The organism is Thalassotalea hakodatensis (assembly GCF_030295995.1).
In the GTDB taxonomy this organism is placed as follows: domain Bacteria; phylum Pseudomonadota; class Gammaproteobacteria; order Enterobacterales; family Alteromonadaceae; genus Thalassotalea_C; species Thalassotalea_C hakodatensis.
The window spans coordinates 2,105,444-2,119,548 of record NZ_AP027365.1; the positions used below are offsets into that span (position 1 = coordinate 2,105,444).

Below are 14,105 nucleotides of genomic sequence, written 5' to 3' on the forward strand. Positions count from 1 at the left end.
ATCAAAAGAGTTAAGTAGTTACATGAAAACATTGGTAAGATCGGTCTTAACACTCAGCATTAGTAGTGCATTAGCCCTAACAACGGCACAAGCAGCCACTTATAAAATTATTGATAAGGGTGCTGCAGATAAATTTAAATTTACGTATTCTCAACAAGAAAATAATGTTGGCCAAATGGCTATATCAGCAACAGATGCTTATAATTTTCCTGTTCAGTTTCAGTATTTTGACGAAAATGATTACGATAACATTGTTCTTTCTGCAGAACGTAGTCATGAATTAGTCAGCGGTATCAATGATATTGAAGATGAAACTGCTTTACGAAATGGTAACCCAACAGCCAATGATTTGTTTTGGGCGATTTATTACTTAAAAGACACCCAAAAAAGCAGTTTGTTCTATCAAAAGTACGGCGATATTGTTGCCATGACAAATTCTGGCCAAGAGTCCACAGAGTTTACTGTTTTTGATGTCAACTTTGATGGTACTGATACCTTAACGCGATCAACCGTTGATTATATTAATGGCATAACTGATCAAGGTTGGGTGTATGGCAACGGCTCTGCGCCATTCTTACCGGTTGATTTTACTGATTCAAATGATAACGAAGTAACGTTATGGTTAAGTGAGTTCACTACGCGTGGCTTCTTATCCACTGATGGTGGGAACTCAATTATTCCTATACTACCGCCAGAAACAACTTATGGTGGCGAGTCTGCAGTGTTAGATATCAGTAATAACGGCATTGCGGTAGGGTACGCAAGTACCAGTATCGTTGAAGAAGTACTGGAAGTCATTGAAGATGAGTCTGGTGGGTGTCGAGACCCAGAAGTGTTAGATGATTTACCTTTTGAAGCTTGCGTGCAATTACGTGCCAATGGCATGTATAACAACGAGGCATTTAAATGGTACGTAGATGAAAGTGGCGAGATTTCAAAGGAGACGTTAGGCTTTTTAGTGACTCCACATCCTGATGATCCAAGACAACATGTAAGCATTGCACAAGCTGTAAACAGTAGCGGTGTAGCTGTTGGCTATGCCACGGGTTGGCAAGATGAAACAGAAATGAACCCTAGCGAATTAGAACCTACAAGCCTATATGCCGTAGTTTTCAAAGATGGTGTAGTAAAAGACTTTACTGAAGATCATACGGAATACTTTGACTCAAGAGCTTATGATATTAATGATGCAGGTATTGCAGTCGGGCATGCAACTACTTTAAGTAATGGCTCTTATCGAAAAAAATTCTATTACGTAGATACCAATCAGGAAAGCCCTCAAATGGTACTACCGCAAGATTTCTTTACCGGTTCATCTAGTTCAGCTCGAGCAATTAATGAGCATGGCATTGTAGTAGGTCAAGGTGAAGTAGAAACACACAATGATAGTTCATCAAACCCTCGCCGAACTCATGGTTTTATGTACGATATTAATACTGATACCTTTACGAATTTAAATGAATTATTATCATGTGACTCTCCATATACCATTATTGAAGTGAGAGATATTAATGAAAATAATGAAATTTCGGGCTCTGCTGTAATAAAAGTGGAACGACGAGATGCGAAAGGCAACATAATGTATGATGAAGATGGTGACGCATTGACAGAAGATGTTGTACGAGCGATTAAAATGCAACCTATTGCTGGTGAAGTCGAAGATTGTGCAAAAGTCGTTGAAGATGTTGAACGTAAAGGTGCAAGTACAGGCATTATCAGTTTAATGCTGTTAAGTTTATTAGGCTTTGCAAGACGCTTTACTAAAAAGTAATTGTTTGATGTTTAATGTTGTGAAAAGCGCTATATTTAGATAGCGCTTTTTTTGTCCAAAAATTTAATCATGTGCTCAGTCAAGGTTATCTAGGGTGTTGAAATTACGGGTTGTCGTTTAATGCATTTAATAGAATTGGTATAAGTAACTCTTTTTGCGTTTATTGTTAATTCTTTTTAACTTCATAACAATTAATGTAGAGCGGTCAACACTTTTTCATATAAAAAAAGTCACTGTTTCGCTTAGCATAGCTGAGTATTGTTTATAGTGTTGAACGGTAGGAAAATCTAAAATAGTGCAAGGAAGGAAATATTTACGTTGTATGATGTAGCATTACTACATCATACAAAATCATGATATAAGCCGTAAAAGCTTAATTATTCAGAGATAAAAGCAACTAAGTCTAATACTTTTGTTGAATAACCAATTTCATTATCATACCACGATACAACTTTAACGAATGTATCTGTTAAGGCAATACCAGCACCTGCATCAAAGACAGATGTACATGTTTCACCTATGAAATCGTTAGATACTACTTGATCTTCTGTATAACCTAACACGCCACTTAATTCGTTGTTTGCAGCATCTTTCATTGCTTGGCAAATTTCTTTATATGAAGCGGGTTTTGCTAAGTTAACTGTTAAGTCTACAACTGAAACATTTGGGGTAGGTACTCTAAAAGACATACCTGTTAGTTTGCCATTTAATTCTGGAATAACTTTACCTACAGCTTTAGCTGCGCCGGTTGAAGAAGGAATAATATTTTGGCTGGCACCACGGCCACCACGCCAATCTTTAACGGAAGGTCCATCAACGGTTTTTTGTGTCGCTGTTGTTGCGTGTACCGTTGTCATTAGGCCATCAGTGATACCCCATTTATCATTCAATACTTTTGCAATTGGCGCTAAACAATTTGTTGTGCAAGACGCATTTGATACAATGTCTTGTCCTTGGTAACTGTCATTATTCACACCCATTACAAACATTGGTGTAGCATCTTTAGACGGGGCAGACATGACTACTTTTTTAGCGCCTGCTTCAATATGCTTGCGAGCTGTTTCGTCCGTTAAAAATAAACCTGTTGATTCTACAACAACATCTACGCCAATCGCATCCCATTTTAAGTCTGCTGGGTTGCGCTCAGCTGTTACGCGAACCGCTTTACCATTAACGATTAATTGGCCACCTTCGACATCAACAGTGCCCTTAAAGCGACCATGCGTAGAATCATACTTTAACATATAAGCCATGTATTCAACGTCTATTAAGTCGTTGATACCCACTATTTCAATGTCATTTCTCTCTGCTGCTGCTCTAAATACGAAACGGCCAATACGGCCAAAACCGTTAATACCTACTTTAATCGTCATAATAATTCCCAAAAAATGATAATGTAGTAAAATTACATCATTTGAGAAAAAAAACAAGAAAAAGTTATATTTTAGTAAAAACAACTCGGGTTAACGTGAATTTAATTACAGATAAATAAAAATATACTACATTTTTAAAAAATATCGCTAAATAGGCTAGGAACTATTAAAAATACCGTGATAAAATGTACTGCAAAGTATAAAAAAATAATGATTCTTAACATTTATATTAGCGACCCTCTGGAAATTACATGACACAAGAACAACAACTTTGCGATATAGGATTTATCGGGCTAGGCGTAATGGGTAAAAACTTAGTGTTAAACCTAGCTGATAATGGTTATAGCATTGCTGCATTTGACCTAGACCACGAAAAAGTCAAAGAAGCTATCGCACTTGATAAAGAAGAAAACACCTCTGAAGTGGCACGAGTAACGGGCTGCTTTTCTTATACGGAACTACTTTCTAAACTTAAGGCTCCGCATCTTATTGTGCTATCTGTACCTGCAGGTGAGCCTGTTGATCAAGTCTCAGAAAGCTTAATTGGAGCTGGCATACAGCCAGACGACATAGTAATAGATACCGGTAATAGCTTATGGGTAGATACAGTTGCACGTGAAGAAAAGTATAAAAATAATTTTATTTTGTTTTCTTCAGCAGTATCAGGTGGTGAAGAAGGTGCACGATTTGGTCCATCTTTAATGCCAAGTGGCTCACCATATGCTTGGACACGAATCAAGCCTATTTGGGAAGCTATTGCCGCTAAAGTTGATCCAAGTACAGGAAAACCTTTAGAAAGAACAAAGCCTGGACAAATTGTTGAATCAGGCGATCCTTGTACAGCGTATATTGGTCCTGCTGGAGCAGGTCATTATGTTAAAATGGTACATAACGGTATTGAATACGCTGACATGCAAATAATTTGTGAGGCATATCACGTACTTCGTAATGGTTTATCGTTACCTACCGAAGAAATTGCGGATATTTTTGCAAAATGGAATCAGGGCCCGTTAGATAGCTATTTAATGGAAATATCGGTGGATGTGTTACGTCACAAAGTTGATGGTGAACCTTTAGTTAATTTGATTTTGGATACTGCCGGCCAAAAAGGAACAGGACTTTGGACTGCTGTTAGTAGTTTACAAGTAGGAGCACCTGCACCAACAATTTCACAAGCGGTATATGCACGTTCAATATCTTCTTTCAAATCACTGAGAGAACAGGCAAGTGAAATTTTAACCGGGCCTGTACAAAAACATTATTCTGATGAAGAAAAAGCAACCTTTATTAATGAACTTCATGACGCAATATATTGTGCTAAAATTTGTGCATATGCGCAGGGTTTTCAATTAATGAAACAAGCTGAGAAAGAGCACGGTTGGAAGTTAGATTTTGCCAGTATAGCTAAAATATGGCGTGCAGGCTGTATTATTCGAGCAGTATTTTTACAATCTATTACTGATGCATTCGAGCGCAATGATGACTTAGAGAATTTATTATTAGATGAATTCTTTGCTAAACAACTTAATGAAAATCAGCAGTCTTGGCGTCATGCAATTGCGAATATTACCTTAATGGGGATTCCTGCTGGGGCGTTATCTTCTGCGTTGTCTTATTACGATTCAATGCGATCTGACGTATTACCAGCTAATTTACTGCAAGGGCAGCGTGATTATTTCGGTGCACATACCTTTGAAAGAGTAGATAAACCTAAAGGTAAGAAATATCATGTGCAATGGTCTACTGATACCAAAGAGATGATAAAGGTATAATATGAAAACTGACGACGAATATAAAAAGCAGCTATCACCCGAAGCCTTTAACGTTTGTCGTCAAGGGGCGACCGAAATGCCTTTTTCGGGCAAGTATAATGATCACTGGCAAAAAGGTGTTTATCATTGTGCTTGCTGCGAACAACCTTTATTTGACTCAACGGCAAAATTTAATGCCGGTTGCGGCTGGCCGAGCTTTTTCCAAAGTATTGAAAATCAGGTTAATTATTTACCTGATCATACACATCATATGGTCAGAACCGAAATTCAGTGTAAACATTGCCAGTCACACTTAGGGCATGTATTTGAAGACGGTCCAAAACCAACGGGCAAACGTTATTGTGTTAATTCATTAAGTTTAAACTTTATTGCTGATCAGTAACGAAAATTGCCTATTGCTGTTAAAACTTCGGCGCAATAAATTGTAATGATTCAATTTTATTGAGAGTTGCTTCAGCCACCTGATCTAAAAATTCATAATCTAAATCATGGGTTGCAATATAATTTTCTAGTGCATTATGATTTAGCACTGGATCTTCAGGGTCATAAAGACTCAGCACCTTTAACCAAATATAGGCTTGCTTAGCTTTATTTTTTTTCGCAAAAATTGATGATAATGATTTAAATACCTCGTCATTAATATCGGTACTATCTTCTAAAAGCTCTAGTGATCGAAACAGTAGTTGTAATGTTTTCGTTGGATCTCTTTTTATATAATACGTGGCTAATTCATATTGAGACTCTGATGTTTCAAGCGCTTTAGTTCCTTCTAACGCTAAAAATTTTTCAAGTGCTTGTTCGTCAAGCTCTCTTGTCCAATGATAATATAACAGGCGAGGGTGTTCTGAGCTTTTAGTGCTTTGGGTTAATTCTTCTATTCTTGCTCGCGCCAGTATCATATTATTAATGCGGCGTGTTTTCTTTTCTTTTAACTTTATATGTTCAATTTTTGCTGCATGCGAAATACACTTCTCATAACCTTCGTAAGCAATTAGTTGATTAAATTTTGGTAAGTCATTATTTGGTGATAGTTTTGCTTCCACGTTAGCGACTCCTACCGCAATTCGCTCACGTTTACACCAAGAATCTTCAGTAAACTCTTCACAAATCTCAGGGTTTTCTTTACATAATGTGGCAAAATTAGGGCCAGAATCACAGGCGGAAAGATATAAAAAAGCTGTAAAAACAACTAGGTAACGAATTATCATTGGTAAATCCATTATGTTGCGACAAATATTATGTAATCTATAGAGAAAACTTTCATATTCGATTACAATACGCGCCGCAATTCACTATTATTAATTAACACTATAATTAATAATAGTACGTGGTTCAATTGACTGAAATAAAAAGGTTTAAGCAATGACTTCTCATTTAGAGGAACAGTATCAAACAAGTTGGCTAGAACGCCAAACTTTCGCGGAAAACATGCAACCTATTATAGGGCAGCTATTTCGTAATAAAGGTATAGAAATCACCGTTTATGGTCGTCCTTTGGTAAATGCTTCTGCTATTGATATTATCAAAGCGCATAAGTCGGTAGCGTTACATGAAGAAAGCAAACTTAGATTGCGTGAAAGCTTTCCTTTTATAGAAGCATTAACAAAAATGTCTTTAGCACCGGCCCGCATCGATGTTGGTAAACTTGCTTACCGGTATTTATTTAAAGGTGAGGCCAATGGTGTATCAATTGAACAATTTCTTGAAAAAGAATTAACTCAGATTTGTAAAAACGTACAAGAAGAAGAGCCACGTGATGTTGTACTTTACGGGTTTGGCCGTATTGGTCGTTTACTTGCTCGTTTATTAATAGAACGTACGGGGCCAAGCTCTAAACTACGTTTACGTGCTATTGTTATTCGTCCGGGTAAAGATGGTGATTTAGCAAAGCGTGCAAGTCTATTACGCCGTGATTCTGTACATGGTGCATTCAACGGCAGTATTACTATCGATGAAGAGCATAATGTAATAAAGGCAAATGGTGCTTTTATACAAGTGATTTATGCGAAATCACCTGCTGAAATTGACTACACTAAATATGGAATTAATAATGCTTTAGTCGTTGATAACACGGGTATTTGGAGTGACGAAGAAGGTCTTGGCCAACACTTGCAATCAAAGGGTACCTCAAAAGTATTATTAACAGCCCCTGCAAAAGGTGATATCAAAAATATCGTTTACGGTGTAAACCAAGATATGATCTTGGCGGAAGATAAAATTATTTCAGCAGCAAGTTGTACAACCAATGCAATAACTCCTGTTTTAAAAGCACTAAATGATCGTTTCGGTATTAAAAATGGCCATGTTGAAACAGTACACTCTTATACTAATGACCAAAACTTAATCGATAACTATCATAAATCACCTCGTCGTGGCCGAAGTGCGCCGTTGAACATGGTGATCACGTCTACGGGCGCAGCAAAAGCAGTTGCTAAAGCTTTACCAGAATTAAAAGGTTTATTAACAGGTAATGCGATTCGTGTGCCTACGCCAAATGTTTCAATGGCGATAATGAACCTAAATTTAAAAGAAACAACAACAACTGAAGAGTTAAATGATTATTTACGTAATATTTCTTTAAATTCTGATCTACAAAACCAAGTAGATTATACCGCTTCAACTGAAATTGTTTCGACTGATCTCGTGGGCTCTCGTTATGCTGGTGTGGTTGATTCACAAGCAACGATTGTTGAAGATGACCGAGCAGTTTTATATGTTTGGTATGATAATGAGTTTGGTTATAGCTGCCAGGTTGTTCGTGTAATGCACGAAATGGCAGGGATCAACGTTCCTACATTACCGAGTAAATAGTTGATAGTCATAGATTTTAAAAAAGGCGCTTAATTGCGCCTTTTTTAATCAAGAAAATTGAGTTACAGTCGATAAAGAAATGGTTAGTAAACGTAGTCGTTAGAAGAGAGGTTTTATGTCAATAACAATTTCAAACACGGTTGATGCTGTTCAACAAAATACCACTAAAGGCGGTGGCGTTATTGTGGCTAAGAAAGCAAATGATCAACAAGCGTTAGAAGGACAAATGGCGTTAAAATTAATTGAATCGAGCGTCATCAACACGCAAACACCAGTAGGAAATAGCGGCCATAATATCAATGTTAAAGCTTAAATGATAAACGTTCTACGTTAAATACAGCGTGCAGGTTTAGGTAAGCCTGCATACTTTGTTGCTTGTTTTGCTGGCCCATCCGGGAATAACCGATACAGATATCGACTATTTGCTTTCTCTTCACCAAACTCAATCTTCATTGCTTTGGTTAATGCACGAATTGCTGGTGATGTGTTGTATGTTAGGTAAAACTCACGTACAAAACGTATGACTTCCCAATGGTTTTCAGACAAAGTAACACCATCTTTTATTGCTAATTGACTCGCGATATTCTCATTCCAATCATGCACATTTAATAAATACCCTTGTTTATCTAAATCAATTGCTTTGCCGTTGAATTCAATTGTCATTGCTAATTCCAGGTAATATTGTTTGTATGCTTAAATAGTTGTTTTGGTAGTTGTTTAGCGGTTATTTCCATCACGCCTTCTGGTGCGGTTAATCCTCTTGCTTGCATGTGCTCTGTCACCACGAAAATACGCTTGGTAGGAAGAGTGACTAACCATAGGATATTAACGTTGTAACAGCCATCATCCATTAAAATAACGTCATCATCTACACTAACGAGTGATTGATAATGATCAAAATTGTTATTTAACGCAGATCCTCTAATTAAATGTAATGTCGACATAAGATTAAAAATTCAAAATAAAGTGGTGTTGTTTTAAAGACGCGGCAAACTCTGCTTCATCTAATAGTGTTATACCCGCTAAGCTTTTTACCGCTTTTAATCCACGCTGTACTAAACTTTGTTTGCAGACATAAATGTGTTCGATATCGTAAAAAGAAAACGCCTCAAACGTTTTTAAAAAATTCTTAATGCCAAGTATCTCGGGTTGAGTGCCATCAACTAACTGCCAAACACCATCTCCATGAAAATATAAACAAGTAGGTTGTTCATAACTTCCCATAATCAATGCAATATCTAACGAATCTTTTGCCGAAGAGTGGCTAAATGGTGCAGTTTGGTTAAGGATTGCTAATGTTTTATTTGTCATAATTGCACTACTTTATCAGCGTTATTCATTAACGAAACTAATTCACCGAGCCCAGAAGGTTGGAAGCCATCTTGTAGGGTATCTTTTGCAGGTTGGCCATTTTGAAGGTAACAGGTTAAACCAAAACGCTCAGCGGCGGTACTACATAAATGCATGGGAATTTTACTTTCTTGAGCAAATGTACTCCAGCTAACGGCTATATTAACTTCATCACTGGCAATGTCGATATTGCGAGCAGCATTAAGCACTCCAGATTGATAAAAAAATACACCTATCACGTTATACTGTTCTTCAGCATCTTTGACAAACTGCAATGCAGTTTTAGTTAAATGACTTGTTGGTGGAGTAGTAATTATAACCGCAATTTTTTTCACATTAACCTCATAAAAAAAGCCTCGTTAAATGAGGCTTTTTATTATAAACAAATTTTCAGACAAATTTAATCGTCGCCGCCAAATGCACCTAATAAATGTAATAGGCTAGTGAAAATATTGTATATATTAAGGTATAAACCTACGGTTGCACGAATATAGTTAGTTTCGCCACCGTGAATAATTCTACTGGTATCAAATAAAATCAAACCAGACATTATCATAATAATGGCTGCACTTAATGCTAATGACAATGCAGGAATTGCAAAGAAGATATTTGCAATAGCTGCAACAATAACAACAAGTAGGCCAACCATTAAGAAGCCGCCCATGAATGAGAAGTCTTTCTTACTTGTTAATGCATAACCAGACAAAGCAAAGAAGATAAGGGCTGTACCACCAAGTGCTTGCATTATCATGCTACCGCCATTTGCCATTGACAGGTAGTAGTTAAGGATAGGGCCTAAAGAGGCACCCATTAAACCTGTAAAAGCAAATATCCAAAAGATACCGCTTGCTTTGTCAGCTTGTTTATTAACAACAAACAGTAAACCGAATGCAACTAATGTCATGACTAAGCCAGCCATATGAGACAAGCCCATGGCCATAGAAACACCGGCAGTAACGGCACTAAAAGCTAAGGTCATTGACAATAACAAGTAGGTGTTCTTCAACACTTTGTTGATTTCAATCGCAGAGCTTCTGCTCGCCGTTTGAAAACTCATATCAGGTCTCATATATATTCCTCTAAGAACTTTTACATTGTAATTTTAAGATAAGGCCAAATTTAAGAAGTTCAAGTTAAATATCTTCTTATTAACACCTTGTGACATATTATGACATACGAATTATAAATTGCTATCGCTTTTTTACTGATCAAAGCTATCTATTATTTGTTGCTTTCGATAACAGTTCACACTGTGGTCGTTAATCATGCCGCATGCCTGCATATGAGCATAACATATTGTTGAACCAACAAATTTAAACCCTCGTTTTTTTAAATCTTTACTAAAAGCATCAGACTCTGCTGTTGTTGCGGCATAATCTTGTAATGTAATAGGGCAGTTAACAATGGTTTTATGATTGACAAATTGCCATTGATATTGACTAAAGCTACCAAACTCGCCTTGAATCTCAATAAATCGTTGAGCATTATTAATAGTCGCTTCGATTTTTTTTCTGTGTCGAATAATGCTTGTATCTTGCACCAATCGATCAACATCGTCTTCGCTCATTTTAGCGACAAGCACCACATCAAAATTGTGAAATGCTTTTCGATAACCCTCTCTGCGTTTTAAAATAGTGTACCAACTAAGCCCTGCTTGCGCTGACTCAAGTGTTAGGTATTCAAATAACTTAACGTCATCATAAACAGGCACACCCCATTCTTTATCATGATATTCAACGTAATCAGGTTTGGTTTCATCGAGCCAAGGGCATCGACATTGTGGTTGTGTTTCAGACATTATTATTATCTTCAATTGTGTATTGTGGTTGAATGCTATGCAAAATGATTAAATTTTTAGCAAACAAGCAACCTTAGTGAAATTAACCCTTTACAAGCGGGTAGGGACACTTTAATATTCGCCCCGTCTTTAAGCAAGACATGTTTTTCAGGTGAGATGGCTGAGTGGTCGAAAGCACCGGTCTTGAAAACCGGCAAGGGTTTGTAGCCCTTCTAGGGTTCAAATCCCTATCTCACCGCCATATATAAAAGCCTCGCGAAATCGAGGCTTTTTACTTTAAAAAAACATGTAAAAATGCTTTACAACAGACGAGCGAATTATTACTATTCGCACCGCTTTTATAAAAGCGAATATTTGGTGAGATGGCTGAGTGGTCGAAAGCACCGGTCTTGAAAACCGGCAAGGGTTTGTAGCCCTTCTAGGGTTCAAATCCCTATCTCACCGCCATATTGATATGAGACTGGGCACTCCTTCGGGGGGCCCACCCTTGTTGTTTGCAAAGTTAGCTAATAACGGCAAATAACCACCTCTGACTTCAACCTTATCCTCATATACTTTAATATCTTTAACCAGAGCCAGAAGTAGGGCTTTAGTAGCTTCAATGTTATTTCCTAATAAAATTTTGTCACATGATTCAACGAATCGTCCTATGTGATCTTTCCCAAAACGCATTATAGGTAAAGCAGTTTTTTTATCTAATGTATTTATTGAGGCTTCGATTGAGCTTAATTTATCCTCATAAATTTTTAAATGTCTTTGTATTACACCTGATATAGATAATTTGTTGTCAGCTAAATTACTTATAACGGTAGAAATTTGATTATCGACTTGATTCCATTTACGTTGTAAATTTGCTTTTTCTATAGAGTTTCGTTTTCTTTCTTAGGCTAATAATGACTTTAGTTCTTCGTAATTACCTTCAATAAATTCATTAGTGAATATTTTTTTCTTGAGAGAATCAAGTACTGCTTTTTCTATTTTTTCCCTTGGTAAATTTGGAGTATTACATACGTGAATTGAGTGCTTAATTTTATCTCTACACTTGTAATAATCATAACGGCCACCTTTACCAGTGTTTATTACCATATTACAGCCGCATTGTTCACACTTAATTAAGCTCGTTAGTAACTTTGGGGATTTCACTGCTTTGTTTGAAGGTTGCGATTTATTTGGTGCTCTACTTTTCAATATTTTTTGAATTTCTTCAAAATCTTCTTTTTTTACTATCGCTGGAACAGGGATTATAACAACGCCAGTGTGTAAATCCTTTCTAAGTCTTTTTTCCCGTACTGTCTTTCTCCATAATACGTAGTATTAGTTAAAATTGTATGTACTAAATTGGGTGTCCATCGGCTACCGTTTTTCAGTAAGTTTTTGTTATTAAGATACGCTGCAATTTTTTTTACACCATATGAACAGCCTGATTCACCTTTGAGTGCTAGTGTAAAAATCTTTTCAACAATTTCAGCATTTGCTGGATGTAATGCATACACTTTACGCTTTTTACACCCATCTAGATTGGGAGCTTCAATTGTTTGATATCCAAATGGCGGGATAGCACCAGTAGAGTATCCTTGTTCTGCTATACTATTTAACTTAATAGCCGATTTTTTGCTATTTTTTCTACTGAAGCTTTCAGCAAATAAGCCATTTATTCCTCTCATGATAAAAGCATCATCTACATCTTCAGGTATACAATCTAAGTATGAATATATTGCAACCCCATTTTTTTCTAGAATATCTTCAGCTTTATATCTAATAGCTTCTTTACGGCTAAATCTAGACGCATCATAAAATGTTCTGCGCAACTAAATCAGGACACTTTTCTTAAGGAACTTTGTTCATACTCTACTGGCGACAGATCACCATTAGCTGTATGAAGTCGTTCTAAGTTGTAATAACGCATATACGCCATTACATCATTTCTCATATGCCCACGAGTTGGCTGCGGTACTTTCAGCAACCAATCATGTTTTAAGCTGCCGAAGAACCTCTCAACCACTGCATTATCCTAACACGCACCTACATCGCCAATGCTCGCTCTAATTCCGTAGTTGGCTAACAGTTTACGATAATGCTTACTGGTATATTGTGAGCCTCTATCGCTGTGAAATACTAAGCCTTCTGGTGGCTGACGTAAGTTATACGCTTTCATCATTGCCTTGTTCACTAAATCAGTCGTCATACGTTTATCAATGTGCCAGCCTACAATACGACGAGAATATAAGTCCATGACAATGGCTAAGTACATCCAGCCTTCGCCTGTTCTTAAGTAAGTCACATCACCAGCCCATACTTGATTAGGTGCAACAGGATTAAAGTTTTGGTTCAGTAAGTTATCAGCAACCGCATCGCTATGTTTGCGTTTAGTTGTGACCTTGTAGGTAACTCGTTGGGTAACAACTAAACCAAGTGTTGCCATTAATTTCTGTACGTCATAATCACTGACGTTAAAACCCTCACTGCGTAATTTCTTTCTAAGCTCTCGATAACCTAAGCTATTTCTGCTTTTCTCGAAGAAATACTTGGCCTTTCGATATAAGTTCAGTTGCTCAGCGGTAATAATTTTTGCTGGTCGTTTAAGCCAAGCGTAATAAGCACTTCGGCTTACTTTCATTACTTTGCAGAGCTTAACCACGGGAAACACCGAAGATAACTGCTTAATTGTTTTGAATGTTACTTGGTTTCCTTTAGCAGGAGGGCGTTGGCCTTTTTTAATATCTCTTTTTCCATCCTTAGCTCTTTATTTTCCTTGCGTAGCTTTAGCAGCTCGGCTCGTTCATCCGCGTTTAAACTGGCACCTGATTGCTCAGATTCAAACTTGGCTTTCCAGTTATAAAGTAACTTATCTGTAATACCTAAAGACGCAGCCGCCTTTGGTACGCTGTAACCTTGCTCGGTTACTAATGCGACAGCTTCTTGTTTAAATTCTGTCGTATAACTTCTGTTTGTTCGTTTTGTCATTTAACACCTCAATAATTGGATTATATTCCATTATTAAAGTGTCCTGTTTAATTAAAGCAGATCACTAAGATTGCTTATTAGAAAAGTGAGCAATACCGTGGAAGGATAATGTGCAATAGGACACTAAATTGTAATGAACACAACGGTAAAAGATTGGTACATTATTAGTGTCATGGATGGTGAGTAATTAATCGTTGAGGTGCTGTATAGTATAGTGCAAAACGATCATTTGAAGTCAATGAATTATTATTTACAAGCATGTTTAA

Annotated in this window: 15 protein-coding genes, 2 tRNA genes and 1 pseudogene; 7 read left to right on the forward strand and 11 right to left on the reverse strand. The window is 37.0% G+C overall.

Features of this window, described 5'->3' with window-relative positions; translation table 11 throughout:
• Window positions 1-22: 22 nt before the first annotated feature.
• Complete coding sequence (locus tag QUE72_RS09120) at window positions 23-1,771, forward strand: DUF3466 family protein (protein ID WP_286272904.1); 1,749 nt, start codon at window positions 23-25, stop codon at window positions 1,769-1,771.
• A 377-nt stretch (window positions 1,772-2,148) separates the two neighbouring features.
• Here QUE72_RS09120 and gap read toward each other — a convergent pair whose 3' ends face one another.
• Window positions 2,149-3,144 (reverse strand): type I glyceraldehyde-3-phosphate dehydrogenase, encoded by a 996-nt coding sequence (gene gap / locus QUE72_RS09125; RefSeq protein WP_286272905.1) that lies wholly within the window; start codon window positions 3,142-3,144, stop codon window positions 2,149-2,151.
• A gap of 251 nt (window positions 3,145-3,395) precedes the next feature.
• Here gap and gndA point away from each other — a divergent pair, with 251 nt between their 5' ends.
• Complete coding sequence (gene gndA / locus QUE72_RS09130) at window positions 3,396-4,916, forward strand: NADP-dependent phosphogluconate dehydrogenase (RefSeq protein ID WP_074500110.1); 1,521 nt, start codon at window positions 3,396-3,398, stop codon at window positions 4,914-4,916.
• A gap of 1 nt (window position 4,917) precedes the next feature.
• The gene (gene msrB / locus QUE72_RS09135; protein WP_286272906.1) at window positions 4,918-5,298 is read left to right on the forward strand and encodes a peptide-methionine (R)-S-oxide reductase MsrB; all 381 of its coding nucleotides are present in this window, start codon (window positions 4,918-4,920) and stop codon (window positions 5,296-5,298) included.
• 19 nt (window positions 5,299-5,317) lie between these two features.
• Here msrB and QUE72_RS09140 read toward each other — a convergent pair whose 3' ends face one another.
• Window positions 5,318-6,124, reverse strand: coding sequence for a DUF2989 domain-containing protein (locus tag QUE72_RS09140; RefSeq protein WP_286272907.1), 807 nt, complete (start codon window positions 6,122-6,124; stop codon window positions 5,318-5,320).
• A gap of 154 nt (window positions 6,125-6,278) precedes the next feature.
• On the opposite strand from QUE72_RS09140, the gene QUE72_RS09145 reads away from it, so the two are divergent.
• Both QUE72_RS09145 and QUE72_RS09150 read left to right on the forward strand, forming a co-directional pair.
• Window positions 6,279-7,727 (forward strand): glyceraldehyde-3-phosphate dehydrogenase, encoded by a 1,449-nt coding sequence (locus QUE72_RS09145; RefSeq protein ID WP_286272908.1) that lies wholly within the window; start codon window positions 6,279-6,281, stop codon window positions 7,725-7,727.
• Window positions 7,728-7,842: 115 nt separating this feature from the next.
• Complete coding sequence (locus QUE72_RS09150; protein ID WP_286272909.1) at window positions 7,843-8,040, forward strand: cytoplasmic protein; 198 nt, start codon at window positions 7,843-7,845, stop codon at window positions 8,038-8,040.
• A 17-nt stretch (window positions 8,041-8,057) separates the two neighbouring features.
• On the opposite strand, the gene QUE72_RS09155 is transcribed toward QUE72_RS09150, so the two are convergent.
• The 6 genes from QUE72_RS09155 to QUE72_RS09180 form a co-directional block, all read right to left on the reverse strand.
• Complete coding sequence (locus tag QUE72_RS09155; protein ID WP_286272910.1) at window positions 8,058-8,390, reverse strand: TusE/DsrC/DsvC family sulfur relay protein; 333 nt, start codon at window positions 8,388-8,390, stop codon at window positions 8,058-8,060.
• Window positions 8,391-8,392: 2 nt separating this feature from the next.
• Window positions 8,393-8,671 carry a hypothetical protein gene (locus QUE72_RS09160; protein WP_286272911.1) on the reverse strand — a complete coding sequence of 93 codons (279 nt, stop codon included), beginning with the start codon at window positions 8,669-8,671 and terminating at the stop codon, window positions 8,393-8,395.
• A gap of 4 nt (window positions 8,672-8,675) precedes the next feature.
• The gene (gene tusC, locus QUE72_RS09165) at window positions 8,676-9,038 is read right to left on the reverse strand and encodes a sulfurtransferase complex subunit TusC (protein WP_286272912.1); all 363 of its coding nucleotides are present in this window, start codon (window positions 9,036-9,038) and stop codon (window positions 8,676-8,678) included.
• Entirely contained in the window at window positions 9,035-9,412 is a 378-nt protein-coding gene (gene tusD / locus QUE72_RS09170) for a sulfurtransferase complex subunit TusD (protein WP_286272913.1), read from the reverse strand. The genes tusC and tusD overlap by 4 nt, the downstream gene beginning before the upstream one ends.
• A gap of 65 nt (window positions 9,413-9,477) precedes the next feature.
• Window positions 9,478-10,146: a Bax inhibitor-1/YccA family protein gene (locus QUE72_RS09175; RefSeq protein WP_074500133.1), complete on the reverse strand. Its 669-nt coding sequence runs from the start codon at window positions 10,144-10,146 to the stop codon at window positions 9,478-9,480.
• 132 nt (window positions 10,147-10,278) lie between these two features.
• Window positions 10,279-10,875, reverse strand: coding sequence for a DNA-3-methyladenine glycosylase I (locus tag QUE72_RS09180; protein WP_074500136.1), 597 nt, complete (start codon window positions 10,873-10,875; stop codon window positions 10,279-10,281).
• Window positions 10,876-11,025: 150 nt separating this feature from the next.
• Between QUE72_RS09180 and QUE72_RS09185 the strand changes: the two genes are divergently transcribed.
• Together QUE72_RS09185 and QUE72_RS09190 are read left to right on the forward strand one after the other, a co-directional pair.
• Window positions 11,026-11,116, forward strand: a tRNA-Ser gene (locus QUE72_RS09185).
• Window positions 11,117-11,231: 115 nt separating this feature from the next.
• Window positions 11,232-11,322, forward strand: a tRNA-Ser gene (locus tag QUE72_RS09190).
• Between the two features lie 435 nt (window positions 11,323-11,757).
• On the opposite strand, the gene QUE72_RS09195 is transcribed toward QUE72_RS09190, so the two are convergent.
• The 3 genes and pseudogenes from QUE72_RS09195 to QUE72_RS09205 all read right to left on the reverse strand — a co-directional run bounded on the left by QUE72_RS09195 (window position 11,758) and on the right by QUE72_RS09205 (window position 13,839).
• Window positions 11,758-12,018 (reverse strand): zinc ribbon domain-containing protein, encoded by a 261-nt coding sequence (locus tag QUE72_RS09195; protein WP_286272914.1) that lies wholly within the window; start codon window positions 12,016-12,018, stop codon window positions 11,758-11,760.
• A gap of 98 nt (window positions 12,019-12,116) precedes the next feature.
• A complete protein-coding gene (locus QUE72_RS09200) occupies window positions 12,117-12,683 on the reverse strand; it encodes a recombinase family protein (RefSeq protein ID WP_286272915.1) in 567 nt (188 codons plus the stop codon).
• A gap of 5 nt (window positions 12,684-12,688) precedes the next feature.
• Window positions 12,689-13,839: pseudogene (locus QUE72_RS09205) on the reverse strand (IS3 family transposase).
• Between the last annotated feature and the right edge of the window lie 266 nt (window positions 13,840-14,105).

Bases quoted from the DNA above. Each gene is read 5' to 3' on its own strand.
- QUE72_RS09120 (WP_286272904.1), top strand. From the start codon at position 23: ATGAAAACATTGGTAAGATCGGTCTTAACACTCAGCATTAGTAGTGCA.
- gap (WP_286272905.1), bottom strand. From the start codon at position 3,144: ATGACGATTAAAGTAGGTATTAACGGTTTTGGCCGTATTGGCCGTTTC.
- gndA (WP_074500110.1), top strand. From the start codon at position 3,396: ATGACACAAGAACAACAACTTTGCGATATAGGATTTATCGGGCTAGGC.
- msrB (WP_286272906.1), top strand. From the start codon at position 4,918: ATGAAAACTGACGACGAATATAAAAAGCAGCTATCACCCGAAGCCTTT.
- QUE72_RS09140 (WP_286272907.1), bottom strand. From the start codon at position 6,124: ATGATAATTCGTTACCTAGTTGTTTTTACAGCTTTTTTATATCTTTCC.
- QUE72_RS09145 (WP_286272908.1), top strand. From the start codon at position 6,279: ATGACTTCTCATTTAGAGGAACAGTATCAAACAAGTTGGCTAGAACGC.
- QUE72_RS09150 (WP_286272909.1), top strand. From the start codon at position 7,843: ATGTCAATAACAATTTCAAACACGGTTGATGCTGTTCAACAAAATACC.
- QUE72_RS09155 (WP_286272910.1), bottom strand. From the start codon at position 8,390: ATGACAATTGAATTCAACGGCAAAGCAATTGATTTAGATAAACAAGGG.
- QUE72_RS09160 (WP_286272911.1), bottom strand. From the start codon at position 8,671: ATGTCGACATTACATTTAATTAGAGGATCTGCGTTAAATAACAATTTT.
- tusC (WP_286272912.1), bottom strand. From the start codon at position 9,038: ATGACAAATAAAACATTAGCAATCCTTAACCAAACTGCACCATTTAGC.
- QUE72_RS09175 (WP_074500133.1), bottom strand. From the start codon at position 10,146: ATGAGACCTGATATGAGTTTTCAAACGGCGAGCAGAAGCTCTGCGATT.
- QUE72_RS09180 (WP_074500136.1), bottom strand. From the start codon at position 10,875: ATGTCTGAAACACAACCACAATGTCGATGCCCTTGGCTCGATGAAACC.